Annotated in this window: 25 protein-coding genes and 1 tRNA gene; 8 read left to right on the top strand and 18 right to left on the bottom strand. The window is 37.8% G+C overall.

Annotation, left to right across the window (positions count from 1 at the left end):
• Nucleotides 1-133 precede the first annotated feature (133 nt).
• Both Q0162_RS07660 and Q0162_RS07655 read left to right on the top strand, forming a co-directional pair.
• Nucleotides 134-2500 carry a TonB-dependent receptor gene (locus tag Q0162_RS07660; RefSeq protein WP_297890772.1) on the top strand — a complete coding sequence of 789 codons (2367 nt, stop codon included), beginning with the start codon at nucleotides 134-136 and terminating at the stop codon, nucleotides 2498-2500.
• 21 nt (nucleotides 2501-2521) lie between these two features.
• Nucleotides 2522-3394 carry a hypothetical protein gene (locus Q0162_RS07655; protein ID WP_297890771.1) on the top strand — a complete coding sequence of 291 codons (873 nt, stop codon included), beginning with the start codon at nucleotides 2522-2524 and terminating at the stop codon, nucleotides 3392-3394.
• 18 nt (nucleotides 3395-3412) lie between these two features.
• Here Q0162_RS07655 and Q0162_RS07650 read toward each other — a convergent pair whose 3' ends face one another.
• From Q0162_RS07650 to Q0162_RS07620, 7 genes are all read right to left on the bottom strand, one after another.
• Nucleotides 3413-4342 carry a PorP/SprF family type IX secretion system membrane protein gene (locus tag Q0162_RS07650; protein WP_297890770.1) on the bottom strand — a complete coding sequence of 310 codons (930 nt, stop codon included), beginning with the start codon at nucleotides 4340-4342 and terminating at the stop codon, nucleotides 3413-3415.
• Nucleotides 4343-4355: 13 nt separating this feature from the next.
• The gene (locus Q0162_RS07645) at nucleotides 4356-6956 is read right to left on the bottom strand and encodes a thrombospondin type 3 repeat-containing protein (protein WP_297890769.1); all 2601 of its coding nucleotides are present in this window, start codon (nucleotides 6954-6956) and stop codon (nucleotides 4356-4358) included.
• 20 nt (nucleotides 6957-6976) lie between these two features.
• Nucleotides 6977-8050: a 3-dehydroquinate synthase gene (gene aroB / locus Q0162_RS07640; protein ID WP_297890768.1), complete on the bottom strand. Its 1074-nt coding sequence runs from the start codon at nucleotides 8048-8050 to the stop codon at nucleotides 6977-6979.
• Between the two features lie 69 nt (nucleotides 8051-8119).
• On the bottom strand, nucleotides 8120-9028 hold the full coding sequence (locus tag Q0162_RS07635) for a WYL domain-containing protein (protein ID WP_297890767.1): 909 nt from the start codon (nucleotides 9026-9028) through the stop codon (nucleotides 8120-8122).
• A 34-nt stretch (nucleotides 9029-9062) separates the two neighbouring features.
• Nucleotides 9063-9356 carry a cyclic-phosphate processing receiver domain-containing protein gene (locus tag Q0162_RS07630; protein WP_297890766.1) on the bottom strand — a complete coding sequence of 98 codons (294 nt, stop codon included), beginning with the start codon at nucleotides 9354-9356 and terminating at the stop codon, nucleotides 9063-9065.
• A 132-nt stretch (nucleotides 9357-9488) separates the two neighbouring features.
• The gene (locus tag Q0162_RS07625) at nucleotides 9489-11114 is read right to left on the bottom strand and encodes a PD-(D/E)XK nuclease family protein (protein ID WP_297890765.1); all 1626 of its coding nucleotides are present in this window, start codon (nucleotides 11112-11114) and stop codon (nucleotides 9489-9491) included.
• 5 nt (nucleotides 11115-11119) lie between these two features.
• On the bottom strand, nucleotides 11120-12334 hold the full coding sequence (locus Q0162_RS07620) for a PD-(D/E)XK nuclease family protein (protein WP_297890764.1): 1215 nt from the start codon (nucleotides 12332-12334) through the stop codon (nucleotides 11120-11122).
• A 418-nt stretch (nucleotides 12335-12752) separates the two neighbouring features.
• On the opposite strand from Q0162_RS07620, the gene tsaE reads away from it, so the two are divergent.
• Together tsaE and Q0162_RS07610 are read left to right on the top strand one after the other, a co-directional pair.
• A complete protein-coding gene (gene tsaE, locus Q0162_RS07615) occupies nucleotides 12753-13169 on the top strand; it encodes a tRNA (adenosine(37)-N6)-threonylcarbamoyltransferase complex ATPase subunit type 1 TsaE (protein WP_297890763.1) in 417 nt (138 codons plus the stop codon).
• Nucleotides 13170-13173: 4 nt separating this feature from the next.
• Entirely contained in the window at nucleotides 13174-14199 is a 1026-nt protein-coding gene (locus Q0162_RS07610; protein WP_297890762.1) for an o-succinylbenzoate synthase, read from the top strand.
• Here the strand turns inward: Q0162_RS07610 and mnmD are convergent.
• Nucleotides 14162-14821 carry a tRNA (5-methylaminomethyl-2-thiouridine)(34)-methyltransferase MnmD gene (gene mnmD, locus Q0162_RS07605; RefSeq protein WP_297890761.1) on the bottom strand — a complete coding sequence of 220 codons (660 nt, stop codon included), beginning with the start codon at nucleotides 14819-14821 and terminating at the stop codon, nucleotides 14162-14164. The two genes, Q0162_RS07610 and mnmD, sit on opposite strands and share 38 nt — an antisense overlap.
• 157 nt (nucleotides 14822-14978) lie before the next feature.
• On the opposite strand from mnmD, the gene Q0162_RS07600 reads away from it, so the two are divergent.
• The 3 genes from Q0162_RS07600 to dnaB all read left to right on the top strand — a co-directional run bounded on the left by Q0162_RS07600 (nucleotide 14979) and on the right by dnaB (nucleotide 18243).
• A complete protein-coding gene (locus Q0162_RS07600; protein WP_002677415.1) occupies nucleotides 14979-16031 on the top strand; it encodes a branched-chain amino acid aminotransferase in 1053 nt (350 codons plus the stop codon).
• Between the two features lie 88 nt (nucleotides 16032-16119).
• Nucleotides 16120-16193, top strand: a tRNA-Arg gene (locus Q0162_RS07595).
• A gap of 475 nt (nucleotides 16194-16668) precedes the next feature.
• Nucleotides 16669-18243 carry a replicative DNA helicase gene (gene dnaB, locus Q0162_RS07590; RefSeq protein WP_297890760.1) on the top strand — a complete coding sequence of 525 codons (1575 nt, stop codon included), beginning with the start codon at nucleotides 16669-16671 and terminating at the stop codon, nucleotides 18241-18243.
• Here the strand turns inward: dnaB and Q0162_RS07585 are convergent.
• A complete protein-coding gene (locus Q0162_RS07585; RefSeq protein WP_297890759.1) occupies nucleotides 18240-19928 on the bottom strand; it encodes a hypothetical protein in 1689 nt (562 codons plus the stop codon). The genes dnaB and Q0162_RS07585 overlap by 4 nt on opposite strands.
• Nucleotides 19929-19977: 49 nt before the next feature.
• Between Q0162_RS07585 and Q0162_RS07580 the strand changes: the two genes are divergently transcribed.
• The gene (locus Q0162_RS07580; RefSeq protein WP_297890758.1) at nucleotides 19978-21468 is read left to right on the top strand and encodes a GH3 auxin-responsive promoter family protein; all 1491 of its coding nucleotides are present in this window, start codon (nucleotides 19978-19980) and stop codon (nucleotides 21466-21468) included.
• Here Q0162_RS07580 and Q0162_RS07575 read toward each other — a convergent pair whose 3' ends face one another.
• From Q0162_RS07575 to Q0162_RS07535, 9 genes are all read right to left on the bottom strand, one after another.
• Nucleotides 21469-22002 carry an energy transducer TonB gene (locus Q0162_RS07575; RefSeq protein ID WP_297890757.1) on the bottom strand — a complete coding sequence of 178 codons (534 nt, stop codon included), beginning with the start codon at nucleotides 22000-22002 and terminating at the stop codon, nucleotides 21469-21471.
• Nucleotides 22003-22016: 14 nt separating this feature from the next.
• Nucleotides 22017-22472 (bottom strand): energy transducer TonB, encoded by a 456-nt coding sequence (locus tag Q0162_RS07570; RefSeq protein ID WP_002677199.1) that lies wholly within the window; start codon nucleotides 22470-22472, stop codon nucleotides 22017-22019.
• A gap of 15 nt (nucleotides 22473-22487) precedes the next feature.
• Entirely contained in the window at nucleotides 22488-22907 is a 420-nt protein-coding gene (locus tag Q0162_RS07565) for an energy transducer TonB (RefSeq protein WP_297890756.1), read from the bottom strand.
• A gap of 8 nt (nucleotides 22908-22915) precedes the next feature.
• Complete coding sequence (locus Q0162_RS07560; protein ID WP_297890755.1) at nucleotides 22916-23377, bottom strand: energy transducer TonB; 462 nt, start codon at nucleotides 23375-23377, stop codon at nucleotides 22916-22918.
• Between the two features lies 1 nt (nucleotide 23378).
• Nucleotides 23379-23843 carry an energy transducer TonB gene (locus tag Q0162_RS07555; RefSeq protein ID WP_278637738.1) on the bottom strand — a complete coding sequence of 155 codons (465 nt, stop codon included), beginning with the start codon at nucleotides 23841-23843 and terminating at the stop codon, nucleotides 23379-23381.
• Nucleotides 23844-23923: 80 nt separating this feature from the next.
• Nucleotides 23924-24646, bottom strand: a complete 723-nt coding sequence (locus tag Q0162_RS07550; RefSeq protein ID WP_297890754.1) for an energy transducer TonB — start codon at nucleotides 24644-24646, stop codon at nucleotides 23924-23926.
• A gap of 120 nt (nucleotides 24647-24766) precedes the next feature.
• Complete coding sequence (locus Q0162_RS07545) at nucleotides 24767-25201, bottom strand: energy transducer TonB (RefSeq protein ID WP_297890753.1); 435 nt, start codon at nucleotides 25199-25201, stop codon at nucleotides 24767-24769.
• A 13-nt stretch (nucleotides 25202-25214) separates the two neighbouring features.
• Entirely contained in the window at nucleotides 25215-25640 is a 426-nt protein-coding gene (locus Q0162_RS07540; protein ID WP_297890752.1) for an energy transducer TonB, read from the bottom strand.
• Nucleotides 25641-25739: 99 nt separating this feature from the next.
• Nucleotides 25740-26471, bottom strand: a complete 732-nt coding sequence (locus Q0162_RS07535; RefSeq protein WP_297890751.1) for an energy transducer TonB — start codon at nucleotides 26469-26471, stop codon at nucleotides 25740-25742.
• Between the last annotated feature and the right edge of the window lie 35 nt (nucleotides 26472-26506).

Below are 26506 nucleotides of genomic sequence, written 5' to 3'. Positions count from 1 at the left end.
CTCAAATAATTAATGCAAAACTCCCTGATAGAATCTAATTCATCAGGGAGTTTTTGTATAACTATACTTTCTTTATAATTGGCTAATGGATAAATTATTCGTATCTTTGCCCCTAGGAAAATAAAAATATCTTATGAAAAAGTGCTTTCTACTACTTTTTTTAGTAGCTACAACTGCTGTATTTGCACAACACAAGTACACCCTTAGCGGTTCTATTTCCGATGCTTCTAATGGTGAAAAATTATTAGGGGTAAACTTCATTGTCAAAGAACTCCATACGGGTACTTCTACGAATGAATATGGCTTCTATTCTATTACTTTACCCGAAGGTAAATATACTATTGTGATTGACTATATAGGTTTTGGCTCCCACCAAGAAACTATAGAGCTCAACAAAAATATCCGTAAGGACTACAAATTAAAACCTGAGGCTATAGAGCTTAAAGGTGTGGAACTCAATGCTCATTCTGCTCCTAAAGCGGCTGTACGCAAACCCGAAATGAGCGTTGCTACAATTCCTATTACTACCGTCAAGAAACTTCCTGTATTGGTGGGTGAGGTGGATATTATCAAAACCTTAATGCAAATGCCTGGGGTGAGCAATGCGGGTGAGGCGTCCTCTGGATTTAACGTGCGTGGTGGCGCTGCCGACCAGAACTTGGTACTCCTCGACGAAGCTACAATTTTTAATGCATCTCACCTTTTTGGATTCCTCAGTGTCTTCAATGCTGATGCCGTGCGCGATATGAAGCTCTACAAAGGCGGAATTCCTGCACGCTACGGTGGACGTATCGCTTCAGTTTTGGATATCTATCAAAAAGAAGGTAATAAGAACAAGTTTTCAGCAACTGGCGGTATAGGGGCGCTCTCCTCACGCTTGCTTGCCGAAGGTCCTATCGTGAAAGATAAAGCCTCGTTTTTAGTGGGAGGGCGTGCTTCTTACGCTCATCTATTCCTCAAACTGAGCGACAATAAAAATTCAGCTTATTTCTACGATCTCAACACTAAACTTTCTTACCAACTCAACGAAAACAATGCGCTTTATCTTTCAGGGTATTTTGGGCGTGATAGTTTTATACTTAGTGAGAACCTCACCAATACTTATGGCAATGCCTTAGTGAATTTGCGTTGGAATCACTTGTTTACTGATAAACTCTTCTCTAATCTCTCGGCTATCTACAGCAACTACGACTATAAGTTTGATTTTAGTTTTATTGATATGAAATGGACGTCGGGAATTGAGAATTTTAACCTCAAATACGACTTCAAAAACTATATTTCCGAAAAATTCAAACTTACTTACGGATTACAAGGTTTGTACTACGTGTTCAAACCAGGGAAAATTGTGCCTAAAACTTCAGCCTCTACTATCAAAGAACGCATACTCGAACATCGCTATGCCGCCGAAATGGGCTTCTATGCCGATGTAGAACAAAAATTAGCTGAAGCTCTTACGGTATCTTACGGCTTGCGCTTTAGCAATTTCTACAGTTTAGGAAAACGCACTGTGAATATTTATCCTAATGACAATCCCGTGGGCTACAATGCTAACCGACAAGTGTATTACCAAGGTACTGCTATAGGTACTAAATACTACGGCAGTAACCGAATTATCGATTTGTACTCTAATTTCGAACCGCGTTTTACAATGAGTTATGCTTTTAGCGATACTAAATCAGTAAAAGCGAGCTATGCGCGCACTGCCCAGTATGTACATCTCATTTCTAACACAGCATCTCCTTCGCCTTTGAATGTTTGGACGCCTAGCGATGAGTTTATCAAACCTCAAATCGCCGACCAAGTGGCATTAGGTTATGCTTCTAATGTTTTTGACGATAAATACAGCATAGAGGTTGAAACTTACCACAAAAAGGTGCAAAATCGTTTGGATTATATCAATGGGGCGAATCTAATTGCTAATGAAGCTATTGAGCGTGTGTTGCTCTCAGGAGAAAACAGAGCTTATGGCTTGGAAGTGCTCTTGCGTAAAAATGTAGGCAGACTTACCGGTTGGATTGCCTATACACTCTCAAAATCGGAAATGCAAACCAAAGGTCGTACCCCTGAAGAAATAGGTATCAACTACGGCGATTGGTATAATGCCCCTTACGATAAGCCTCACGACCTCTCGATTACAGCTACTTACGAGCTTTCGCCTAAATGGACGTTTGGTGCTATATTCAACTTGCAATCGGGATTGCCTGCAAACTACCCTGTAGGGCGTTATTCCTACTTAGGACAAACTGTCCCCGATTATAGCAAACGCAATGAATACCGCCTGCCTACCTATCACCGTTTAGACTTATCAGCTACTTATACTCCTCAGCGTGCTAACAAGCGTTGGAAAAGTGAATGGGTATTTGGCGTGTACAATGTGTATAACCGCAAAAATGCTGTGAGTGTTTCATTCCGTGAAAACGAAGATACACATCGCAATGAAGCTGTGAAACTCTCTATCTTTGGTATCATACCTAGTGTAACTTATAACTTTAGTTTCTAATCCTATAAATAGTAGAATAAAATGAAAAACCTTTATATCATACTCCTCAGTGCCTTTGCTTTGACTTCTTGCGAAGAAGTTATCGATTTGAATTTGGATACTGCTCCTAAGAAATTAGTGATTGATGCAGCGCTCGACTGGAAAAAAGGAGAAGCCAAAGCCTACCCAATAGTCGATATCAGCTATACTGAAGCCTATTTTGGCGAAACACATTCACCTGCGGTAAATAATGCAGTGGTGAAGATAGTTTCAGGTACCCAAACTTATAGTCTTACCCTTTGGGATGGTACCACTACTATCACATCTGATAATCTAAATGAATTAAAAGGTGGCAGCCGTTATGTGTTCCCTGCGGGTATTACCCCTGAGTTAGGAAAAGATTATGAATTGATTGTAGAGCTCGACGGACAAACTTATACCGCCAAAGATAAAATGCTCGAAGCCCCCGTAGTACCTTCTGATAGAATTGTACAGAAAGAAAACGGAGGCTTTTTAAAAGATCGCAAAGAGGTGCGTTTCTATTTTGATGGTATCAATGATGGGGTTGCTAATGCTTATCTACTAAAGTTGTCGCAGAGTAATATTTCTAAAACTGTTTATGGCACCTTGGACGATAATTACATAGCTAATAATAAATTCTTCTTTATAATGGCAGGGGTTGATAATGACGAAAAACTCAAGAAGGGCGATGTGGTGAATGTTATCCTTTATCGCATTCATCCTCAATACAAAGAGTTTGCCCAAATGATTGTTCAAATATCTAGAGGACAAAATCCATTTACTATCCCTACCCGCCCTATAGGTAACATTGTGAATACTACTAATAAACGCGAAAACCCTCTTGGTGCTTTCCGCGTTGCCCAATACACTACACTTCAATATACAGTAAAATAATCGCCTGTGTGGCTCACACTACCATTTGAATTGTACTAAAAACTCGTGAGAGTTACGCGATTGCAAGTTGAGATGGGTTTGGAAGTAACTTTCAAACCCATAACCTATTGCTACATAGTAATCAGGGATTTCAAAGAATACATAAGCATTTACAGCTTTATCAGTGCGATAAGTGACACCTAATTCGGCGCGATTAGCAAAATTGCCTGCCACAGTAAGGTCGATAGAAGGTTTTTCACCTTTGCCAAATCGCGTTTGGAAACGTGGTTTTACAGTGAAATCGGTAGTTGCACGCCAATAGTAACCCACCATAGAATAGAAGAACATATTATCGGCAATAGAAGTCATTACTTCGTTATCCATACGCACTTTGTCAGAAGCCAGCATATTAGGAATTGCCATACCTATATAGAAATCAGGATGGTCGTAGTAGAGTCCCGCACCAAAGTTGGTTTGAAACTTCCCTGAAATACTTTGCAAATAAGGGTCGTTGTAGTAAGTGGGGTGCTTACGATTTCCATTAGGGTAATACATATTATACAAATTGTTGTAGGTGCGCAAATCACTGCCATCTACATTAAAAAAATCTCCCCCAAACTTTATACCTCCTATCAAATTAGAGTTGTAAGTAATAGGGATTGAGTAGGAAAAATCGGCATAGATACCGGCTTGTTTCTGTATAAAAACTTTGTTATTAGCAAGCGAAAGTCCCACCCCTACGCGATCGGAAAGGCGGTGAGTGGTGAAGAAAGTTTGCGTTTGAGGCGCTTCGGTCATTCCGCGCCATTGGTTGCGTATATCCACCGAGATGGTGTGCCCTCTCTCTAAGCCTACAGCTGCTGGGTTTACCAAGTTTTGGTGCTGATAGTAGAATATATAAGAGGGGTCGATAGTTTGTGCTTGAGCTACCCCAGCGAGTAATAGGGCACTTAAAAATATCTTTTTCATAGTTTATCTTCTTTTAATAATTGATGTAAATCCAGTATTTAGTTTGTTTTTCGTCAGAGCCATCGATGCTAAATATCGCTATATACGAGCCTCGAGCTACCAATGTTCCATTAGACATTTTGCCGTCCCACTGGTTCTTGTAGCCTCTTGCTTCATATACTAACTGACCTAAATTGTTATACACATAAAGGGTGTTACGCGGATATTTTTCGGCGTGAGCAATCGTATAAGTATCGTTGATACCGTCACCATTAGGAGTAAAGGCATTGGAAATGAGTACGTAATCCACTTGAGGGTCTTCTTTATTTGGAATACCATCTCCATCAATATCATCATCGCAGCTGTCGCCTATCCCATCACTGTCGAGGTCAGCTTGATCGGGGTTGTAAATCAGCGGACAGTTGTCTTGAGCGTTAGGAATGCCATCACCATCGATATCGTTGTCACAAACATCGCCTATACCATCGTTGTCGCTGTCCTTTTGGGTAGTGTTGGATGCGGTAGGGCAATTGTCGAAAGCGTTGAGAATGCCATCGCCATCTATATCATCGTCACAAGCATCACCTATACCGTCACCATCGCTATCTTTTTGGTCGGGATTCGCTACAAATGGACAGTTATCGACGCTGGACATTATACCATCACCATCGGTATCTTCATCTTCTTTTATAGTAATAGTCCCTGCATTTACGGCTAAAAAGATATTCTCTTCAGCTTTGATCATAAAGCGTCCTTGAGTAGTTTTTAGACTTGCGGGTATTGTTACTTCAGCTTTGCCATTATTAGCTAAGCCAGTAGCCAAAGTATGTGGAAAAGTAGCTCCGTTATCAGTAGAAAAAAGTATTTTCACTTTATTTACTGATACGGGAGCTTTATTAGTATTGGCAACATCCCATTCGATTTTCACCTTCTGTCCTACTACCCAAGTGCTATTTTGGTTGTGAGAAGTTACTTTAAAAGGACCTGCATCGGCACTTACTACTACCTCAATGGTTTTATAAACAGTATTTCCCGTTTGATTACTTGCCAAAGGACGGTCGATCACCATAAACGTCCAATGGAGGGTGCGCCCAATGTTGAGTACCGTTTCCCAAGCATCGCCTTTTCTGGGGTTCTGCTGGGTGAGCGTGCCTGCTACAATGCGCTCTAAGCGAGGTATATAGCGATACGATTGTGTAGAGGGTTTCATAGAGCGGGCTGTAGCTCCAAAACGTATCGTAGGTGAAAAATAGTAGCTGTTAGAAGTAGTATAATTATCGGCTTGTTCCCAAGTGTATAGCAAGTCATCACCATCAACATCGGTGGCAGAACCTTCTAACAGATAGGCAGTGCCGTACGGAATGGTATAGCTTTTTAGGTCGGGTATTTCAGGAGGTGTGTTGCCTGTAGGATTTTCCGTAGCACACGATTTGCTTTGCAGGTTCTCGGTAATATCGTACACTGTACGGTGGTGCAAATAAGGGTCGGCGTGTTGTTGCACGTCGTAATCGCGGCTAACACCTGCATAACTCATTATGGTAGTGCCGCTTCCTGGTTCCATTTGTGAGCCAGAGCCAAACTCTCTGCGGTATGAAAAAGTATGTCGTGCTCCCATTTGATGTCCTATCTCGTGAGCGACTACATCTATAGCAAAAGCACTGTTAAGGATTCCTCTTCTTCCAAAAGGATAAGACGAAAAACCTCGCCCTTTTTCATCACTTTCACACACACAACCTATGCATCCTGCGTTACCTCCATTATTGCCATTGTGGAATAAGTGTCCTATGTCATAGTTAGCATTGCCTATCTTATTGTCAAGTACTTGTTGTAGAGTAGTAGAAGTGTTGATATAATTATTCCAATTACTGTAGTTGATCCCCGCAAAAGGGTCTGTATTTTCATTGTCGAAAACGATGCTGTCGTCTGAAACCAACTGAAAGTCTATAGAAAGCTGTTGCCCATATACTTCATTCACTTTGTTTAAGATATTGACAACCTGTGTAAAAGCAGGTGTTTTTCCTCCAAAATACGTAGTAAACGAATAGGTACAAGCCACGGCAATTCTAAAAGTGCGATGCACATTAGTGCTTGAAAAAGTGGCGCGTTGTAGTGCTTGGGTTTCTGCTACAAGTGCTGGTACATCTAAAGTTTTGCAGTCTACCAAAGGTTTTTCGCTATTTTCATATTTATAAACTCTATAATGAACTCCTTCTTGATCTTCAGCTTCTACAAAACTATAATACAAATTTTGTTGCATAATTGCATCCAATCCATAATCACTCCACGTAAAGCGGATGTGTTGAGTATCATCGTCTACCCCCTTGCCCACAAAGGTTTTAATAGAAGGAAATTTGCGTGCTACTGCTTCCGAGAGCACTTGAGTAGGGGTAATATAATAGTTGATGAGTTTTCCCTCGGCATTAGGAATGGCAATGATAGCAGCACTTCGGCTTGTTTCACTTGCTTGCAACGCACGCGCAAAAGCCGCCTTATCTAAGGTAAAATACTGAAAAGAAGGGTCAGTGGAATGATTGCTACGTTGGGTAGTGAAATTGGTTTTGCGCCAATAACTTTGCGCTGACACTCGTCCTACCCATAGAGAACAAAATAATAAGAAGATTAAAAATTGCTTCATATAGTTATTGGTTATGGTTATTAACTGAGGTAATATTCAAAAGCCTTATAAATCTCTTCAAAAGGAACAATACAGTCAATTTTTGGTTTGCCAATGGCTTCTAAAAGCACAAAATAAACATTGCCCCCTACGTTTTTCTTATCAAAACGCATCAGCTGACAAATATCGGTAATTTCTTCATTAGAAAAAGATTGTTTGGGGAAGTATTCAGCTAAAACAGCTTTGATATGGTCGCATTCAGCTTGCGGGAATCCCAATTCTTTTACCGAAAGATAAGTAGCGAGCACCATTCCAATAGCAACAGCTTCTCCGTGTAACAAGCGTTCTCTTTCAGGGTTTTGTAAACAATACGATTCTATCGCGTGCCCCAAAGTATGACCATAATTCAGCGTTTTTCGCAAACCTTTTTCGGTAGGGTCTTGGCGTACAACCTCATTTTTTATCACTACCGATTCACGAATGAGCACTCCCAAATATTCTACGGGCAGTTCATTTAGCTGACACATTTGTTGCCAATATTCAGGTGAACTGATGAGACCGTGTTTGAACATTTCTGCCATTCCGCTGCGGAGTTCTTCAGCAGGTAGGGTTGCCAAAAAGCGAGTGTCGACCACTACCCCTAACGGATTGTTGATCACTCCTATAAGGTTTTTTAAGGCACCCAAATCTACCCCAGTTTTACCACCTACTGAGGCATCAACCATTGCCAGCAGACTCGTAGGCACGTTTATAAAATCGATACCGCGCATAAAAGTAGAGGCGACAAAGCCCCCCAAATCGGTAACAACGCCCCCACCTATATTGATGAGCAACGACTTGCGGTCAGCCCCCAATTCAGAAAGGGCATACCACACTTGGGTGCAAGTATCGATGTTTTTATTGGGTTCACCCGCTTCTATTTCTATGATTTCTAACGGAATATCGGTAGCCAAATCGGGGAGCAATACTGGCAAACAGTGTTCGTTAGTATGGCTATCTACTAAAAGGAAGAGTTTAGAGGGGCGGCGCTCAGCTATCAAATGATTGATAAAACGCGTTCCTTCTTTGTTAAAATATATGCAGTAGTTCTGTGCTTCAATTGTAGTGGTTCCCATAAGTTTTTTATTTCTAATGGGCAAAGGTAAAAAATAATTACGAATAACGACTTACGAACGACGATTTTTTTACGAGGACTGATACTGTTCATAGGCAGCTTTATGGTAGTTAGCAACCTCATCAGCTAAAGATTGAGGTGCGATAATCTTTACTGAACAGCTAAACGAACAGAGTTTCATCACCAAATCGTAGGGAGCTTTACCATTAGGAAAAGCAAGAGTGAGTTGCACACGTAGTTCGTCCTCATTATCTATTAGAGTTACTTGAGAAGGATGTAGTTTTAGCGATTTGATATACTTACCTTGTTCATAATCAAAGGAAAGTATTACCTTTTGCAAGGGCTCGCCTTCAGCAATGGCAACCCCATAGAAATGATCAAAAAACGACTCCATATCTATTTTTTTGCGTTTCACTTGGATGTCGGTTACCTCTAAATTGTTGATACGGTCGAGAGCAAAAGCTTTGAGTTTGATAGGCTGTTTGTTATCAGTCGCAATGAGATACCAACGACCTTGATATTCTTTCACTGCATAAGGCAGTACCTGATATGCTTTAGTAGTTTCCCAACCAAAGGAAGTATGAGCAAAGGTAATCAATACATTTTGAGAAATAGCAGTAAGGATAGGATCGAGCATTTCCAAGCCCTTTTCAGGTTGTACTTCTAAGAGGAGGGTACCTGTATTTTTTGCCTTGCGGTGCGCATCTACTAACAACAGATGGTCTAATATGCTTTGTTTATTGGCAATGCTATCGGGGTTGATAGCCCATACTTTTTCTTTTGCATTAAGGGTGATGTCAATACCAAAAGCGATGTATATATCGTCGAAATCCCTGCGAATAGTGCGGTTACTGAAAGCATATTCATCACCTTCATCAGCTAAATAATCGGCAATACTCTGAGCCGATAGTCCATTTTTATGAGTAGTAAGCAATCTAATGATATGCACCAAACGTGCTATTTGAATAGGTTTTGCCATAATAAGTGAAAAGTGTTAAGTAGTTAAATTGCCTTTAAAATTGTTTTTGTTGTTCTTTGAAATTATTTAGCAGCCGCTCAATATTTTCTTTGCCCACAGGGTTTTGGCTGTGCACTACAAAATCGGGCAAAGGCAACTGATGGTCTAAGCAGTAATCCACTAAATATTTAGCACAGTCGTAACCCGAAAACTCTTCGCCTAAATCGTGGTCAAACGAGATAAAATCAGGCAACCCATAATGTTGAAGATAAGCTACAAATTCCTCGTAGCTATACACCCGCTCAAACCCCTCAGGAGTAGTACGGAGGTCATCTAAGTAAAGATTCATTGTATTACTTTAAAAATTACACGGCAAAGATACAATATTAAATGGACAAAATATGACCGATGATGGTGTTTTTTGAAAAAAATATCCCCACTTTTTTAGGAGTGGGGAGGTTATATATAATAAAGATTAATATCAGACTATTTTATTATCTATGAAGTTAATGTAATTATCTTCAAAGTCTTTGAATTTTTGCGCTAAAGTTTCCCCCTTAAGAAAAAATCTATAACGAGTATCAGATCTTATTTCATAATTAGTAGGGATTAAATATTTGATATCTTCATTGTCTCTATGAAGGCAATCTAAAAACATCTCTTCGTTTTCTATATAGAGATCACAAGCTAATCTATTATTAAAATCAACAACAAAACAGCGATTATTATAAATCCATTTTTCAGTAACATTCTTATAATTGCTTATATTGAATCTATTTTCAAAAATACAATAAATCTCATGGAGATTGATATTGTTTAGTTTTTTTATAGAATTATTTAAGAAGTTGTCAAGGTCTAATTGTTCACCGTTGAGAAAGTTTAAATAGTCCTCAGCATATTTTTCAAAGTACTGAATAAAACTCTCGTATAAGTGCTCAGTTAGTTCCTGCTTTTTAGTCTCATTAGTAAGCAAATCAATGAAGTTATCTTCGTCAGTTTTTAATTCAATACCTTCAAAAATAGGACAAAATTCATAATTTAACCATCCGTCTTTCTTGTTTTCTGGATAGGACATAGGAAAAGGAATCTGGAGGTTAGGATTTTTGTTGAATAACCCATAAAACACTCTATGTCCAAAGTGTTGAGCTGTTGTTAACGGGTTAAATTCTTCTATGGCAATACTGCCATTATCATTGAAAAACTTAGGCTTTATGAATATTCTGCCTCTATCGCTTAGGCTGTTAAGAGTACCTGTATGAAAAACATGCCACTTAGAGTTTTGATTTTGTAAGTAACTTGATATTTTATGGCTTAAATTTTCGATGATAGTGTTAATAGGACTATAAATAGCCTTTTCAAAACTTTTATAGATAAGACTACTTTCACTATAGTTTTTTAGAATGAGGTCTTGAATGTCTTTTTCCATTTCTTTGTTAATAGTTTGATAGGTGAGTTTTTTGATAAGATTGATGTATTGGTTAATAGTTTCTCTAATAATAGCATTATCAGCAACTTCTTTTTTACAAAGTTCAAGCCATTCTACAATGTGTTTTTTGTAAGATATGTTATAGATAATACAATCTTCACTATAAACACTACTTGGCTTATCACCAAAAAGCGTTAAGAAGAAAATATGATGCTGTTTAGCTGCTTTTTTAGCATAGTTGTAGTATCTTTCCATTTGATTTTCCTGCTCTCCAGCATATATTTTGTTCTCAATACAAATAAAGTTTTCTCTACCTTCAGAGATAGCTATATCTAATCGCCCTCCTTCTTTTTCTGTTTTGGGTGCTATGTATTTTTCAACTTCAATAATCGATTTTCTAGGGTTTAATTCTATGGGAGCACCCAAGAAGTTACTATTATCTTCTGTTTTTTTTAGATAATTAAAGTATTTTATAAATAATTCTAAAAATTTCTCTTCTTGAAAATGACTTCCCTTAGGATTAAGTAGTTCTGCAATAAATCGAGAATGAGTGTTCACTTCATCTGTTTCCATTCGTAAGATAGAGAAAATATTAAAATCTTCATTAGTACTTTTTTTAACTATTTCATAAGCCCTATTGATGTTGGATAGATGTTTGAAGAGTGATATTATATTTTTCATTCTGTTTACTCTTTAGGGTCTACATTTATTGTTTTGAAAAGCTCAACTACTTTGGGATTGTTTGTATATTTGGTAATTACTTCTTTTATTCGTTTTACCAATTGAGCATTGTCATAAAATTGCCAAGGTAAATCAACTTCATCAAATTCAAAACAATCATCTTTCAGGCACATAGCATAATTACTATTAGAATCCTCTATCCATTGAAAATCTTCACTAAAGATTGCTTCAAGTTCTGCTTTATATTTATCTTTTACTTTATAGAACTTTTGCCCCCAAATAGAAAGTCCATATTCAGAAGGATAGAACAAGATACACATATCAGTCCAATCACTTCCTTTGATACCCCAGCGGAAGTCATAAGGAGATAATGTCTTTCTTTGCCCCCAAAAAATATTGGGATTTTCAACTTTTATTTCTTTCTCAAAGTTTGCTATCCATTGAGATTTTAAGTTTTGAGCCTGATTTATAATCTCATTGAGGTTCTTCCAATCTTCAACTGTATCTAAGTGGTTTTTTAAAATCTGCATATATTGTTTGTCTTTTAATTTTGTTTTGCTCCAGTAAGTTATATAGCTATTAATAAAGTACTTAATAATGTTAGTTTCACTTACACTATTAGCACATTCCGTTAGCCACTCATTTATTTCTTTTATGTATGTCCATGTAGTAATAATATTTTCATTAAGTTTTTCAGGATATTCCTCTACTGATAAATAATCAGGACGCTTTTTAGTTTGTTCTGTTGGTTTACGATCATACCACCAGCCATCAGGTAGATACACAATACGAGAGTAGTTTTTATTTTCAGCTTTCTCAAGATCTTTATGATGAAATTGGTAAATGGCACTATCCCAATAGCGATACAACTGATTATATTGGTTTTCAGCTCCATTAGATTTGTTTTCAATTACAATGCTAATTTGATCAGATTGCAAGAGAATATCAATATTATTTCTTTCTACATATACTCTCCACAGCTTCGGGTTAAAGTCAGTTGTGTTAAATTCTAATTTGTCAAGAAAAAGTTTCAAGAAAGTACCTCCTTGTCCGTGAGTTTCTTCTGGATTTAAAAAGAAAGCTAAAATACGACTATGTTTAGTTTCAGTGATTTTCCAAAACTTATCTTCTACAAATTGAAAAAAATTAAAGCAATTACCTTCTGAATAGTACAGCTTTTTGATTTCTTTAAAATCATTTAGGAGTTCTTGTATTTTCATATTATTTTGATATTTATTTTAAGCGCAGGCTTCCTATTACTTCGTCTGGAGCCCGACCAAAGGCTAACACAAAAGCAAAAAGGAATACCTGCGCTTATAAAGGCAGGCATCTCGGCACTTGCTTTCCTTGTGTTATTGAAATGTTTGGTCGTATTCCAGAACAGGAAAATCAAAGCGAAACGCTATATCGTTATGTTTTTATACTTTTATCGTATATCTATTTATCTTTTAAATCGCGACAAATGTACAAACTTTTTTGGATATGTATTCCTTTTTGTGTGAAAAAGTTTTACCTTTCTTTTTCTGCGGCAAAAATACACCCCTAACTGGTCAAACTGCGACCAGCTAATTAGAAAATTTGCTAATTTGCTAATTTCTCAATTATTACTACCTTTGCCCAATAAAAGGAACAAACCTTATGGAATTTACTTATACTTTATCCGAAATAGATACCATTGCCGAAAAAATTCTTCCTTATTTGCAATCCAAAGTAGTGATTTTCAAAGGAGGAATGGGCTTTGGTAAAACTACCCTTATCAAGGCTTTGGTACGAGCTTTAGGCAGTACCGATAATGTGAGTAGCCCTACCTTTAGTTTGGTGAACCCTTATGAAGGCACTAATGATAAGATTTACCACTTCGATTTCTACCGTATCAAAAATGAGGAAGAGGCTTTTGATATAGGCTTTGAAGAATACCTCTATTCGGGTGATTGGTGTTTTATTGAATGGGCAGAAAGAGTTGAAAAATACTTGCCAGAGACTTATACTATAGTCGAATTGATACAAGTAGATAAAAATCATAGAAAATTAAAAATTAGCGAATTAGCAAATTGATATTATGATTAAACATACTCTCAATTTTAAACGTCCTTCGGGGACATCAAGAGGGGTGCTTACCTCCAAAGAAACCTTTTTTTTGGTAATAGAACAAGAGGGCAAAAAAGGCATAGGGGAATGCAATCTCTTTCGTGGATTGAGTGCCGATGATGTACCTGATTATGAAGCTAAACTGCTATGGGTAGAACAACATCTGCATTTGGGTGAAGAGGCATTGTTCAAAGAACTCGTTGCCTTTCCTTCTATACAATTCGGTGTGGAACAGGCTTTTAGATCGGTAGCGGCATCGCAGTGGTACGAACTTTTTCCTTCCGCTTTTACAACGGGAAAAGACGCAATTCCTATCAATGGACTTATTTGGATGGGCTCTCCCGACTTTATGAAAGCGCAGATAAAAGAAAAACTCGCTCAGGGATTTCGTTGCATCAAAATGAAGATAGGCGCCATTGATTTTGAAGAGGAATATCGTATTTTAAAAGCCTTGCGCAATGAGTTTTCAGCAAGTGATATAGAGATAAGGGTGGATGCTAATGGTGCGTTTCAAGCAACTGAAGCACTGGTGTATTTAGAACGATTAGCTGCCCTGCAATTGCACTCTATCGAGCAGCCTATACGCGCAGGACAGTGGGAAGCGATGGCTGAACTATGTGAACAAACACCCCTGCCTATCGCCCTTGATGAGGAATTGATAGGGGTATTTACTTCTGAAGAAAAACAACGACTTCTAAGAGAGATACAACCGCAGTATATCATTTTAAAACCTTCGCTCATAGGAGGTTATCGAGGTTCTGAAGAGTGGATAACGCTTGCCGAAACATTGGGTATAGGTTGGTGGGTAACCTCAGCTTTGGAGAGCAATATAGGGCTCAATGCTATTGCACAGTGGACGTACACACTTCGCAGTCCAATGCCTCAAGGTTTAGGTACTGGAGCATTGTATACTAATAACTTACCCTTTCCGCTCTATGTAGAAAACGGACATTTGGGCTTTAATCCTTGTGAGCGCGTAACATTTCCCTTTTCATAGGCGGTCCTGGTAATCGTTCCACCGTAAAACCACAAGCCTGCATCGCACGGCGCACACTACCTTTGGCAGCGTAAGTTACCAAATAGCCTCCTTGTTTGAGGGCAGCGTACATTTGTTGGAAAATAGCTTCTTGCCACAATTCTGGTTGTACTTGCGCCCCAAAAGCATCGAAATAAATAAGGTCAAAACTATCGACATCGTTAATAGTTTCAAAACGTTGTAGTCGTTTTTTGAAGCTGAAGGTAGGAGAGAGAGCAACAGTTTCATCCCACGGGCAGCAGTGCATCTGTTCAAAAATAGGGGATAGGGTAGGGGAGAGCACTTCCGAAAAATTCATTTGTGAGGCTTCCTCCCACGAAATAGGATAGGCTTCTACCGTTTCGTAGTGAATGTTCAGCTGCAAGACTTTGTGTTCCTTGTAAGTAACCAAAGCATTGAGCCCTGTGCCAAAGCCAATTTCTAAGATAGAGATGCTCTGGTGTTCAAATAGTTGCAGTCCGTTTTTGATAAACACGTGCTGCGTTTCTTGAAGTGCGCCGTGTACTGAGTGATAGGTCTCATCTAATTGCGGAATATAGAGGCTGGTAGAGCCATCGGAGGTTTTTATAAGTTCGTGAATCATAATTCAAATAAAAAGTAACAGGTAGTAAATAACAAGTAATTATTTCATAATTAGTATATTGGTGGATACACAATAAAGATTTTTGTCTTTTAAGCGACAAAGTTAAAAAATATTTCGTACCTTTGACAAAAATTTAAGAATTAAAAACTAAAACAATATGAATTTAAAGATTGAAAAAGTAAAAGAAAGTCGTATCAACGAAATAGACTTTTCAAAACTGAGTTTTGGTAAAACTTTTGCTGACCATATGTTTATCTGTGAATACACAGATGGACAGTGGCAAAACCCAACCATCAAACCTTATGCTCCTATTACCCTTGAACCTTCAGCAAGCGTATTCCACTACGGGCAGGCTGTTTTCGAGGGAATGAAAGCTTATAAAGATGACAACGGACACGTTTTTCTCTTTCGTCCACAAGAAAATTACAAACGTATCAATAAATCCTGCTCACGATTGGCAATGCCTGAGTTCCCTGAAGAATGGTTTGATCAAGCACTTCGCACTCTTGTAGATATTGATAGTGAGTGGATAAAACCAGGATTTGGCAATGCTCTCTATTTGCGTCCGTTTATGATTGCTACTACTGCTGGTGTGCAAGCTGCCCCTGCTAAAAACTACCTCTTTATGATTATTACCGCCCCTGTACAGGCTTATTACAAAGGCGATGTGAAAGTAAAAATAGCCGACTATTACAGCCGTGCGGCTAATGGTGGTTTTGGTTTTGCTAAAGCTGCAGGTAACTACGCAGGTCAGTTTTTCCCTACCCAGGAAGCTGCTAATGAAGGTTATCAACAAGTGATGTGGACAGACGATGCTACGCACCAATTCTTAGAAGAAGCAGGTACAATGAACCTATGGTTTCGTTTTGGTGATACCCTTGTTACTTGCCCTACCAGTGAGCGTATTCTCGATGGGGTAACTCGTAAAAGTATTATTGCAGTAGCCGAAAAATTAGGTATCAAAACCGAAATTCGTCCTGTGAAAGTAACCGAACTTATCGAAGCAGCTGAAAAGGGTGAATTGAAAGAAGCATTCGGTTGTGGAACGGCTGCGGTGATTAGCCCTATCTCTGGATTTGGCTATAAAGGCAAGGATTACAGTGTAAATCGTCCTGCTGAATTATATACAGATAAAATCAAACAAGCTATACTTAACATTCAGTATAACAAGGCTGAAGACCCATTTGGATGGAGAGTACAAGTGAAGTAAGAAAAAAATAATTGAAAAAAAGTTGTTAAAAAATTTGCAGGTTTCAAAAAAGGTTGTACCTTTGCACCCGTAAAACAAAAACAACAATGGCCTCGTGGCGCAACTGAATAGCGCATCTGATTACGGCTCAGAAGGTTACAGGTTTGAATCCTGTCGAGGTCACTAAAAGCTCTAACAAAAGTTAGAGCTTTTTTTATTGTACTTTGAATAATATTTTTCCCATTAGAACTTTCTGCAACCTTAATATCTACATATTTCATAGTTATTAATATGAATCAATAGTTGAGAAATAATAATCCCTGATTGACAGAATGTTATCTCTTTTGCATCACTGCATTTTGTCAAAGTCCTTAGACTTTTACAAAGTCTATAAAACTGATAATCAATTACTTTTAAAGTATGTTATGTAGGGACGTTTTGCAAACGCCCCCTTAAAAATAAACTCATTTATTTGTGATCTATTTTTGTTTAACTATAAATTGAAAGTATCACAATTTTTATTTCCGTCCTCAATACCTTCTACATTTGTAATATACTAATAAATCAGTAAATCGACAAATTGTTATCAACACCTTATTAACAATCTATGTGAGTAAATAATTACAGTAAGTATCATTCTTTTTTGTACTTTTGCGCTATGAATGAATCTGAAAATATAATAACTCCTGAAATTACACCTCAATATCAGCGTTTTACTCAACAACAAACGAGTATTGAACGCGGTAAACTCCCCCCGCAAAACCTCAATGCCGAAGAAGTTGTACTCGGCGCTATGCTCATTGATAAACGCGGTGTTGACAATGCTATTGATATGCTTAGCCCTGATGTGTTCTACAAAAAACAACATCAATTAATTTATCAAGCTATCTTTGAACTTTTCAACCAGTCGTTACCTATCGACCTTATCACGGTTTCTGAACAATTGCGCAAAGATGGCAACTTAGAAGCTGCAGGAGGAGAACTCTATCTTATCAACCTCACTCAGCGCGTGTCGTCGTCTGCCAATGTGGAGTTCCACGCTCAATTGATTTTGCAGACGTTTATCAAACGCCGATTGATAGAACTTTCGTCTGAAATTATAGAAGATGCTTACGATGAAACTACCGATACTTTTGTGCTGCTTGACCAAGCGGAACAAAAACTCTATGAGGTTACCCAAAACAACCTAAAACGCTCTACTGAAACAGCAGGTGATTTGGTGTATAAAGCGGTAAAGAAAATCGAAGAATTGTCTAATAAAACCGATGGATTTAGTGGAGTGCCATCAGGGTTTACAAAATTAGATGAACTCACTTCGGGGTGGCAAGCGAGTGACCTTATTATTGTGGCAGCGCGCCCTGGTATGGGGAAAACAGCCCTCACGCTCTCTATGGCACGCAATATCGCTGTAGGGCAAAAAATACCGGTGGCTTTCTTCTCTTTGGAAATGTCGTCAGTACAGCTTATTACCCGTTTAATCTCCTCAGAAACAGGACTTTCCTCCGAAAAACTTCGTACTGGTAAACTGGAAGCCTATGAATGGGATGTGCTCAACAACCGCGTAAAAGACCTCGAAAAAGCACCACTTTTTATAGATGATACGCCTTCTATTTCTATTTTCGACCTTCGAGCTAAAGCACGCCGACTTTCCTCACAGTATGGTATTCAGTTAATAGTAATTGATTATTTGCAGCTGATGACTGCCGGAGGTAGCAAAGGGGCTGGTAACCGCGAGCAGGAAATTTCTACCATTTCGCGTAACCTTAAGGCACTTGCCAAAGAGCTCAATATACCGGTAATTGCGCTTTCACAATTGTCGCGTAACGTAGAGGCACGCCCTGGTCACAAACGTCCTCAACTATCCGATTTGCGTGAATCAGGAGCGATTGAACAAGATGCTGATATCGTATCGTTTATCTATCGCCCTGAGTATTACAAAATAATGGAGTGGGACGACGAAGCTCAAACGCCTACTGCCGGACAAGCCGAATTTATTGTAGCAAAACACCGTAATGGGGGCTTAGACAATATACGTTTGAAGTTTGAAGGACATTTAGGTAGATTTGCAAATTTAGATGAATATAGCAGTGGAGGTTTCTTATCGGCAGTACCTCAAGAGTTTACTTCTAAAATGAACCAAAATGTAGCTTTTGATGCCGTGCCAATGGCAAATCCTGCTCAGGCTTTTGGTGCTCCTTCCACCACCTCAACCGACGACGATATACCTTACTAAAAATACTCTTGGAGCGTGTGAATATCCAAGAAACCTTTTTTGCCATTCTTCTCTATTGCATAAAATGATGTTGAGAGAGGAATGGCTTTGTTGTATTGGGCTGAGGTTTGCGGGTAGAATCCTATCTTGCCGTCCTTGTATAAGTAGATAACATCATTTTCTTTCTGCTCAATTTTATCGAATACAAAAGGCAATAACTGTTTGCCCTCGATATATTTTATAACAGTAGGTATCATCCCAAGTATAAAGACGGAGCTTCCATCTTTGTCTTTTAAAAAGAAATTGTTGTAGAGATTTTGTATTTCTTCATTCGTATAGTTTGTAGCTTTTGAATAATCGTAGTAAAAAAGTCCTACTTTCCCCTCGCGTTTTACACTGACCAAGTGCGGAAATAAACGTGTTCTTTCCTCTTCTTTTTTATCCCAACTTAAGTAGCTTCTCTCGTAATAGTTTGTTGCATTTATAAAGGCGACCTCCTCTTCAGCATTGCGGTCTATGAGGCGGTATCTCTCATCAGCTACTTCACTACCACTCATCAGAGGAGTATCTTTAAAATCTATATAATGAGTAATGTGCCCCTCAATCGTATCTTTATTGAGGCGATACACTCCCTCGCGAAAACTGAGTCCACAATAGCCTCTATAAGCTTTTGGTAATTTTGCAACTTTTTGTCCGTTCATATCGTATAATTCTATTCCTTTTTCAGTAAGAGCTTCTATACCTATGTTGTACAAATAAGCTACTTTCACCCCTTTGAATTTGATAGGTTGGTGCTGGTAATTATAAAAGTCTAAAGAATTTTTATTCTTGCCAATGACCCCATATTCATTGTAGTAAATGGTGTCATAGGATTTAGGTAACACTTTGTGGTTAAAGCGATTTACTAACTCATATTGTTTTCCTTGGGGTCGAAGTGTCAAAAACTCATTTACATTCCAATAGTTGATCCATTTGGTATAACGCATCTCTATAGGAGGCAGTTCTTCCATTTTGCTAATGTTTCTTTGCCAACTATAGCGATCTAATGCTGCAATTGTATTTTTTTCTTTCGGAGGAAAATAAATTTTTGAGATATAAGGAGTGTTATCTATGCCTTTTAAGTCGGAGAGTAAGAAAAAGTATCTTCCTTTACCTACATCTAAAACGAAATAAGCATAATATTGGAATTCGTAAGATTCCCATCGCGGTAGTGTGTCTTTAACAATATGAGACCACCCCTTCTCGTCTTCAATGATAAGTCTCTCACCCTTATATGCATTGGTTTCAAATTCTAATTTTCTTTCGCTGGCTACCGAAGTATTGAGCAAACTAAAGCAATGTGTCTTCTGCTTTTTTAACATCACAGTAGGGTTACCAAAGTTTTTGCCAATCATTTCATCAAGTATAGTAGGGCGCACATCTTTCATTTCAATAAAAGCGTCTTTTCGCAAGTGTAAATCATTGTAGCTAAGTTCTTTGTCATCCATTGTCCAATAAGGAGTATAGGCGTAGAAAGTACTATCGGGCAAGGATTCCCTGAGAAAGTTGAGTTGCATCGCTACATAGTTGCCATTCTTCTTTTGGTGATAAAAATGATATTTTTTATCGATAACTGCTATGAGCGAAACATCTTTAGAAGGAAGAATAAATTGCGCTTGTAAGGGCAATATTCCACACAAAACGCATAAAATTAGTGCTTTCATCATATTGAAATTAAAAAAAGTAGTATCTTTGCGGAGTCAAACAGACTTCATTATGATCAAATCATATTTATCCAAAATATTTGCCTCTATCGTTAAAAAAAAGATAGACCGTTGGACTAAGGCTCCAATAGACACACAACAAAAAGTATTCCAGTCACTTATAGAACAAGCTAAAAATACAGCTTTTGGGCGCGACCACCATTTTGAGGAAATTAAAACCTATCAAGATTTTGTGGCTCGCGTACCTATACGCGATTATGAAGCCTTGCGCCCTTATATTGACAGGGTAGTGGGGGGCGAAAAAGATGTACTTTGGAAAGGTAAACCACTCTATTTTGCCAAGACTTCGGGTACTACTAGTGGGGCAAAGTATATCCCTATTACCAAAGCCTCAATGCCTTTCCATATTCAGGCAGCACGTGATGCCATTCTCTGCTATATACACGAAACTAAAAAAGCCGATTTTGTGGAAGGAAAGATGATTTTCTTGCAAGGAAGTCCTATTTTAGGTGAAAAAAACGGCATCAAAACTGGGCGACTTTCGGGTATAGTAGCGCACTATGTGCCTGCTTATTTGCAGCGCAATCGTATGCCGTCGTACAAAACCAACTGTATAGAAGATTGGGAAACCAAAGTAGAAGCCATTGTTACCGAAACTTTTTCTAAAAATATGACCCTCATCAGCGGGATACCTTCGTGGGTGCTGATGTACTTCGAGCGGTTATACACGCGTTCAGGTATCAAGATAGGAAAATTGTTTCCTAATTTCAATTTGTTTATTTATGGAGGGGTGAATTTCGAGCCTTATCGCCAACAGTTTGAGCATCTTATTGGTCGCAAAGTGGATAGCATAGAACTCTATCCTGCCAGCGAGGGATTCTTTGCCTATCAAGATAGCCAGAAAGAGAAGGGAATGCTCTTATTGCTCAATTCGGGTATTTTCTACGAGTTTGTAGAAGCCGATACTTTCTTCAGCGATGCTCCCAAACGAGTGGTTTTGCAGGATGTACAACTGGGGGTGAACTATGCGCTCATTATTTCTACCAATGCTGGACTTTGGGGCTATAACATAGGCGACACTGTGCAATTTACCTCATTAGCACCTTACCGCATAGTAGTTACGGGGCGTATCAAACATTTTATTTCGGCTTTTGGCGAACACGTGATTGGTAAAGAAGTGGAAGAGGCAATGCGCGAGGGCTTAGAGGCTACGGGAGCGCGTATCACAGAATTTACGGTTGCTCCTCAGGTGAATCCGGCAGGAGGTGAATTGCCTTATCACGAATGGTTTGTAGAATTTGAGCAAAAACCTACTGATATGAAACGTTTTGCCCAAGTGATAGATGAGGCATTGCAAAAACAGAATATGTACTATTACGACCTTATACAAGGAAAAGTACTCCAACCGCTCAAAATTACCGAAGTTCCTGAAGGTGGTTTTGCCTCTTATATGAAGTCACAAGGCAAACTCGGCGGACAGAATAAAATACAGCGATTAGCAAACGATAGAAGCGTAGTGGAGCGGTTAGTTAAAAGTAAATAGTTAAAAGTGAATAGGGTAAGCAAAAGTTGTTGTTATGGGCTTTCCTTTTACTTTTCCTACAGTAAAATGGGGTAATGCTTCAATAATGCGTTTGGCTTCGCGCTTCAAACTTTCATCTTTACCGCGTGTAGCAAGCACTGTTACAGAACCATTAGTATTGATGCAGAATTGTACAATAACCCTTCCTTGTGTCATTTCACAAGTAGTCCCTTGAGGTATAATCTTACGTATATAAGTATTTACGTGTTTGTCTAACTGCTTTTTAAAACACTCCAATTGTTGTGCCTCTGGAATATCTTCACACTCCTTAAATCGCGGTTTTTCCTCTACCCAATGATAAGGAATCGTGTCATTTTCTTCTGTTTCAGTAGAAGTACTATAATAAGTATTATCATTGTATTTGGGTAAAGTACACGTTTGTATATCTACCTTCAATATTGGTAGTGGAGTAGCCTTGTCCTTTTTCTTTTGTCCATAACTATTACCTATTCCCATCAGTAAAAGTACTAAAAATATAAAGATACTATTTCGCATAATATAAAAAATCGTTAGTGTTGAACTATAAACTTCACAGGATAACCAAAAGTTACAGCTACAGGTTTTCCATTTTGTTGACCAGGAATAAGACACGGTAAACTTTCGATAATGCGTTTAGCTTCTTCTTCAAATACTTTAGGTAATCCAAAACTATTTACTCTCAATACTTTTGAAAAACCATCAGTACCTATACAAAAACTTACAAGCACTCTACCTTGCCCGCAAAATTCTATAGGGTAGCACAAATGTGTTGCGATATGTTTGTCAAGCTGTTGTTTAAAACAAAGAAGTTGTTCATTGTTAGCTAAGTTTTCGCATTCTTTAAATATTGGCTTTTTTTCTACTATCCCATAAGGAATCGTATCAAGATTTGATACATCTGAAGCTATTGGTTCTCCACAACGTGCTTGTGAGTAACTTGTTAAAGTTACAAAAAAGAATATTATAAAGGTAATTATTGCTTTCATTAGTATCTTTAGTTTTTAAAATAGCTCAAATCGTATAGGCCACAGCATTTTTACTACTACAGGTTTCCCATTCTGTTTGGCAGGAATAAAAGGCGGAAGACTTTCAATAATAGATTGTGCGACAGCTTCCCAATCTTTATCTGTACTTTTCATTTGAAGGACTTTAGTTGTGCCATCGGGATTGATACAGAAACTCACATTCACTCTTCCCTGGATAAAACCACAAGTGCCTTGTGGAGTTATATTTTTGATATATTCCCTTACAATTTTATCCATTTGTTCCCTGAAACACTGGATTTCTTGAGTTTTAGCTACCTCTTTACATTCTACGAATCTCGGTTTTTCCTCTACATTAGCATAGAAAAGGGTATCAGTTTGCGAATAGCTGTTGTAGTAAGTAATTGCAAACAAAAGTATTAGTAATAACTTTTTCATATTTGTTATTAATCGTTTGTTAGCTTGAAATTGATAGGACAGCTAAATTTTACAGCTATAGGTTTGCCGCGCTTTTTACCAGGGATAAGTCGGGGTAAACTCTCAATAACAGATCTTGCTACTGCTTTGAGCTCCTTGTCAGTACCTGTTATTTTGAGAATTTTGACAGTTCCATTAATTTGGACTGTAAAATCTACTACTACTCTGTCTTGTATTCCTTCTTCTAATGCTTTTTTGGGGTAGTGGAAATGCGTTTTGATATGTTTTTCTAATTGTTCTTCAAAGCATTGAAATTGTTCATCCCATCCTAAGTCTTTACAATCCACAAATAAAGGTTTTTGTTCATAAATTAAACAAAGCACACTATAATTTGTTTCTTCATAATTTGTTTCTTCATCATTATCTTGCTGGGCATAACTATTCACTATCACAGCAAAAAACAATAAGAATACCAAAGTTTTAGCTTTCATCTTAGTTACTCAATTTGAAATTGATAGGATAATTAAAGGTTACAGGAACAGGTTTTCCGCCTTGTTTGCCAGGAATAAAAGTAGGTAGTTTTTCAATAATCTCTTTGGCAACAGTTTCTAAAAGTTTATCAGTTCCACGAACGCCAATAACGGTTACAGAACCATTAGTGTTAATTTGAAAGTTTATATTTATTCTGCCTTCGATTCCCTTGTCAATCGCTTCTTTAGGATAGTAGAAATACCTAATCACGTGTTTGTTGAGCTGTTCTTTAAAACACTCTGCTTCTTTTTCTTTGGGAACATCTTCACAAGCCATAAATTTAGGTTTTTCTTCTACTACTTGAAAAGGAATGGCATATTCTTCTTTTTCTTGCACTCCTTTAGCATTAAAATGGCGACTTACTATTTGTGCATAGCTATAACCTACAAAAAGAAATGTAAATAGTATGAATATCTTTGTTTTCATTGGGTTTAGAATTGTTTATAAAAATAGTCGTTAGTAATTGGTTGTTAAACAACACAATACTAACGACTAAGGTTTAAAAATCAATGACTTAATTTGAAATTGATAGGATAAGCGAAAGTTACAGCAGTAGGTTTGTCGCGCTGTTTGCCAGGAATCAGTTTAGGAATAGAACTGATGATGCGTTTTGCTTCGTCCTCTAATATTCTATCGGTGCCACGCACACCCAAAATACTGATAGTGCCATCGGTATTGATGCGGAAACTCACATTCACACGTCCTTCAATGCCCATATCAAGAGCAGCTTGTGGATATCTGAAATTGTTTTTCACGTGTTTGTCTAAGTGTTCTTTAAAACAACTCATTTGCTCACTTCTAGGCACATTTTTACATTCTTGGAAAAGAGGTTTGTCTTCAATTACTGCAAAAGGTACTACTATTTCTGGATTTTCATCTTCTACCACTGGGATACTTTCAGGTGGCGCAGGGGGAGTAGGATCACTAGGGTCAGTACTCCCGATAGGCACTTCATCCACAGGATCGGTACCGTGAACTACTTCTATTTCCTGAACAAGCTGTGGTGGAGGGGCTTGTTGAGGCATTTCGGGGGTAGGCAATTCGATGATAGGGTCTGGTTCTTCACAAACTACTATTTTATCATCTATATAATAATTCGGGTTGCCTTTATTATAAGTTTTTGCCTCAAATCCCCATAAGGTAAACCCAGAGATAGCGGCAAAACCAATTGCAAAGAACAACCCACTTTGTTTAGCCAAATCGGCTTTAGGGTTCTTTTTGAGTTGCATAATGATTTTTCTTTAAAAGGTTATTAAAATACTATCAACAAAGGTTTAAAAAGCTTTCTAACTGTTTGTTATAAGCTGTAATTCAACAAGTGTGCCAAAGTATAAGAGGGTTAAAAATTACTAACCGTGAAGGTCAAAGTTGATAGGATAATTTAGTGTTATTTCTACTGGCTTTCCATCTTTATCTTTGGCAGGAATAAGTGTAGGGAGACTCTCAATAATACGTTTACCTTCATTTTCTAGGAGTTTATGAGGACTTTTAATACTTATAACACTAATACTCCCATCAGTGCGGATACAAAAAGTTATGTAAACCCTACCTGTTATATGTTCCTTTATAGCTTCTTCAGGATATTCAAAAGTTTTTCCTACGTGCCTATCTAAGTTTTTTATAAAACAAATATATTGTTCTTTTTTTGACATTTTATCATTTTCACATTCTTTAAATTGGGGAAATGTTACTACTTCAGTAGTTTTTTCTTTTTTATCCTCTGTTTGTGCATAGCTAAAACCTACAAAAAGTAGTGTTAAGAGTATAAGTATATATTTTTTCATTTTTTGGAAAATTTTAAAAGTTATTGCCTAATGAGTAATTAATAGGGTAAGCAAACATTATAGGGGTAGGAATTCCGTTTTCTTCAGCAGGAATCAATTGTGGAAGTTTTTCAATAAGACGTCTTGCGTTTTCCTCGAAGATTTTATCAGTTGCACTAACATTAATGATTTCAACTTTCCCTTGGGCATTGATACAAAAAGAAACGATAGCTTTCCCTTGTAGTCCTTTTTCTTTAGCTTTTTTAGGGTAGATAAAATGTCTTTTCACGAATTTGTTTAATTCTGTTTTAAAGCACAACGCTGCCTCTTCTTCAGTTGCATCTTTACATTTATCGAATTTAGGGTAACGACTGATAAGATTACCGTCAGGGTCTTTTAATTGAGCATAGCTAACAACAGTGAAGAACATAGCTAAAATTGTAAAGATTAGATTTTTCATAATAAAATGAATGGTAATAGGGTTTGATAAAAGGTTGTATAATTAAAAAAGTCAGTAGTAAGGAGTCCTCACTACTGACTTTATATTTTGTTAATTTAATTAGTTAGAAAGTGTAAAGTTGATAGGGTAAGCAAACGTTACAGGGGTAGGTTTACCGCGTTGTTTACCAGGAATCAATTTAGGGATAGACTTGATGATACGTTTAGCTTCTTCTTCAAGCAATTTATCGGTACCACGAACACCAAGGATAGATACGGTACCATCGGTATTGATACGGAAACTCACATTCACACGTCCTTGTATACCCATATCAAGGGCAGCAGGTGGGTATTTGAAAGTGTTTTTCACGTGTTTGTCCAAGTTTTCTTTGAAGCATTGCATTTGTTTGTCTTTAGGAACGTTTTTGCAAACTTCAAACATTGGTTTATCTTCAATTACAGCAAAAGGGACATCAATAGCAACTTCTTCTTCTTGAGGAGTTTCAATTTTTTGTACAGCTACTACTTCTTCTCTTTTGCTGGTTTCGGTACTAGCAATAATTTCGTCTTTAATATCAGTTTTGTTATCTACCACTTCCACTTCTTCTACAACAGCAGGAGCTGGTGGTGGCGGTGGTGGTGGTGGAGTATCAGGGTGCTCCATTACGAATTGTTCTTGTTCTTCGTCGAGATTTTTGTCGGCATCGGATAAGGTGACTTTATCTGGCCCTTTGTCTTCGCGAGTGTACTCAAAAGCGAAAAGAGATAGTCCAGAAACAAGAGCAAATCCTATTGCAAAGAACAATCCACTGCTTTTAGCCAAGTCGGCTTTTGGATTTTTTTTAGGTTGCATAATGATTTTTCTTTTTAAAGGTTACTAATATAGTT

This window comes from uncultured Capnocytophaga sp., assembly GCF_937936315.1.
GTDB lineage: Bacteria > Bacteroidota > Bacteroidia > Flavobacteriales > Flavobacteriaceae > Capnocytophaga.
The sequence above is the reverse complement of the archived record's forward strand: the minus strand, read 5'-3'. Positions and strand labels throughout refer to the sequence as shown.

Coding starts and splice junctions, on each gene's coding strand:
- Q0162_RS07660 (WP_297890772.1), top strand. CDS start 134: ATGAAAAAGTGCTTTCTACTACTTTTTTTAGTAGCTACAACTGCTGTA.
- Q0162_RS07655 (WP_297890771.1), top strand. CDS start 2,522: ATGAAAAACCTTTATATCATACTCCTCAGTGCCTTTGCTTTGACTTCT.
- Q0162_RS07650 (WP_297890770.1), bottom strand. CDS start 4,342: ATGAAAAAGATATTTTTAAGTGCCCTATTACTCGCTGGGGTAGCTCAA.
- Q0162_RS07645 (WP_297890769.1), bottom strand. CDS start 6,956: ATGAAGCAATTTTTAATCTTCTTATTATTTTGTTCTCTATGGGTAGGA.
- aroB (WP_297890768.1), bottom strand. CDS start 8,050: ATGGGAACCACTACAATTGAAGCACAGAACTACTGCATATATTTTAAC.
- Q0162_RS07635 (WP_297890767.1), bottom strand. CDS start 9,028: ATGGCAAAACCTATTCAAATAGCACGTTTGGTGCATATCATTAGATTG.
- Q0162_RS07630 (WP_297890766.1), bottom strand. CDS start 9,356: ATGAATCTTTACTTAGATGACCTCCGTACTACTCCTGAGGGGTTTGAG.
- Q0162_RS07625 (WP_297890765.1), bottom strand. CDS start 11,114: ATGAAAAATATAATATCACTCTTCAAACATCTATCCAACATCAATAGG.
- Q0162_RS07620 (WP_297890764.1), bottom strand. CDS start 12,334: ATGAAAATACAAGAACTCCTAAATGATTTTAAAGAAATCAAAAAGCTG.
- tsaE (WP_297890763.1), top strand. CDS start 12,753: ATGGAATTTACTTATACTTTATCCGAAATAGATACCATTGCCGAAAAA.
- Q0162_RS07610 (WP_297890762.1), top strand. CDS start 13,174: ATGATTAAACATACTCTCAATTTTAAACGTCCTTCGGGGACATCAAGA.
- mnmD (WP_297890761.1), bottom strand. CDS start 14,821: ATGATTCACGAACTTATAAAAACCTCCGATGGCTCTACCAGCCTCTAT.
- Q0162_RS07600 (WP_002677415.1), top strand. CDS start 14,979: ATGAATTTAAAGATTGAAAAAGTAAAAGAAAGTCGTATCAACGAAATA.
- dnaB (WP_297890760.1), top strand. CDS start 16,669: ATGAATGAATCTGAAAATATAATAACTCCTGAAATTACACCTCAATAT.
- Q0162_RS07585 (WP_297890759.1), bottom strand. CDS start 19,928: ATGATGAAAGCACTAATTTTATGCGTTTTGTGTGGAATATTGCCCTTA.
- Q0162_RS07580 (WP_297890758.1), top strand. CDS start 19,978: ATGATCAAATCATATTTATCCAAAATATTTGCCTCTATCGTTAAAAAA.
- Q0162_RS07575 (WP_297890757.1), bottom strand. CDS start 22,002: ATGCGAAATAGTATCTTTATATTTTTAGTACTTTTACTGATGGGAATA.
- Q0162_RS07570 (WP_002677199.1), bottom strand. CDS start 22,472: ATGAAAGCAATAATTACCTTTATAATATTCTTTTTTGTAACTTTAACA.
- Q0162_RS07565 (WP_297890756.1), bottom strand. CDS start 22,907: ATGAAAAAGTTATTACTAATACTTTTGTTTGCAATTACTTACTACAAC.
- Q0162_RS07560 (WP_297890755.1), bottom strand. CDS start 23,377: ATGAAAGCTAAAACTTTGGTATTCTTATTGTTTTTTGCTGTGATAGTG.
- Q0162_RS07555 (WP_278637738.1), bottom strand. CDS start 23,843: ATGAAAACAAAGATATTCATACTATTTACATTTCTTTTTGTAGGTTAT.
- Q0162_RS07550 (WP_297890754.1), bottom strand. CDS start 24,646: ATGCAACTCAAAAAGAACCCTAAAGCCGATTTGGCTAAACAAAGTGGG.
- Q0162_RS07545 (WP_297890753.1), bottom strand. CDS start 25,201: ATGAAAAAATATATACTTATACTCTTAACACTACTTTTTGTAGGTTTT.
- Q0162_RS07540 (WP_297890752.1), bottom strand. CDS start 25,640: ATGAAAAATCTAATCTTTACAATTTTAGCTATGTTCTTCACTGTTGTT.
- Q0162_RS07535 (WP_297890751.1), bottom strand. CDS start 26,471: ATGCAACCTAAAAAAAATCCAAAAGCCGACTTGGCTAAAAGCAGTGGA.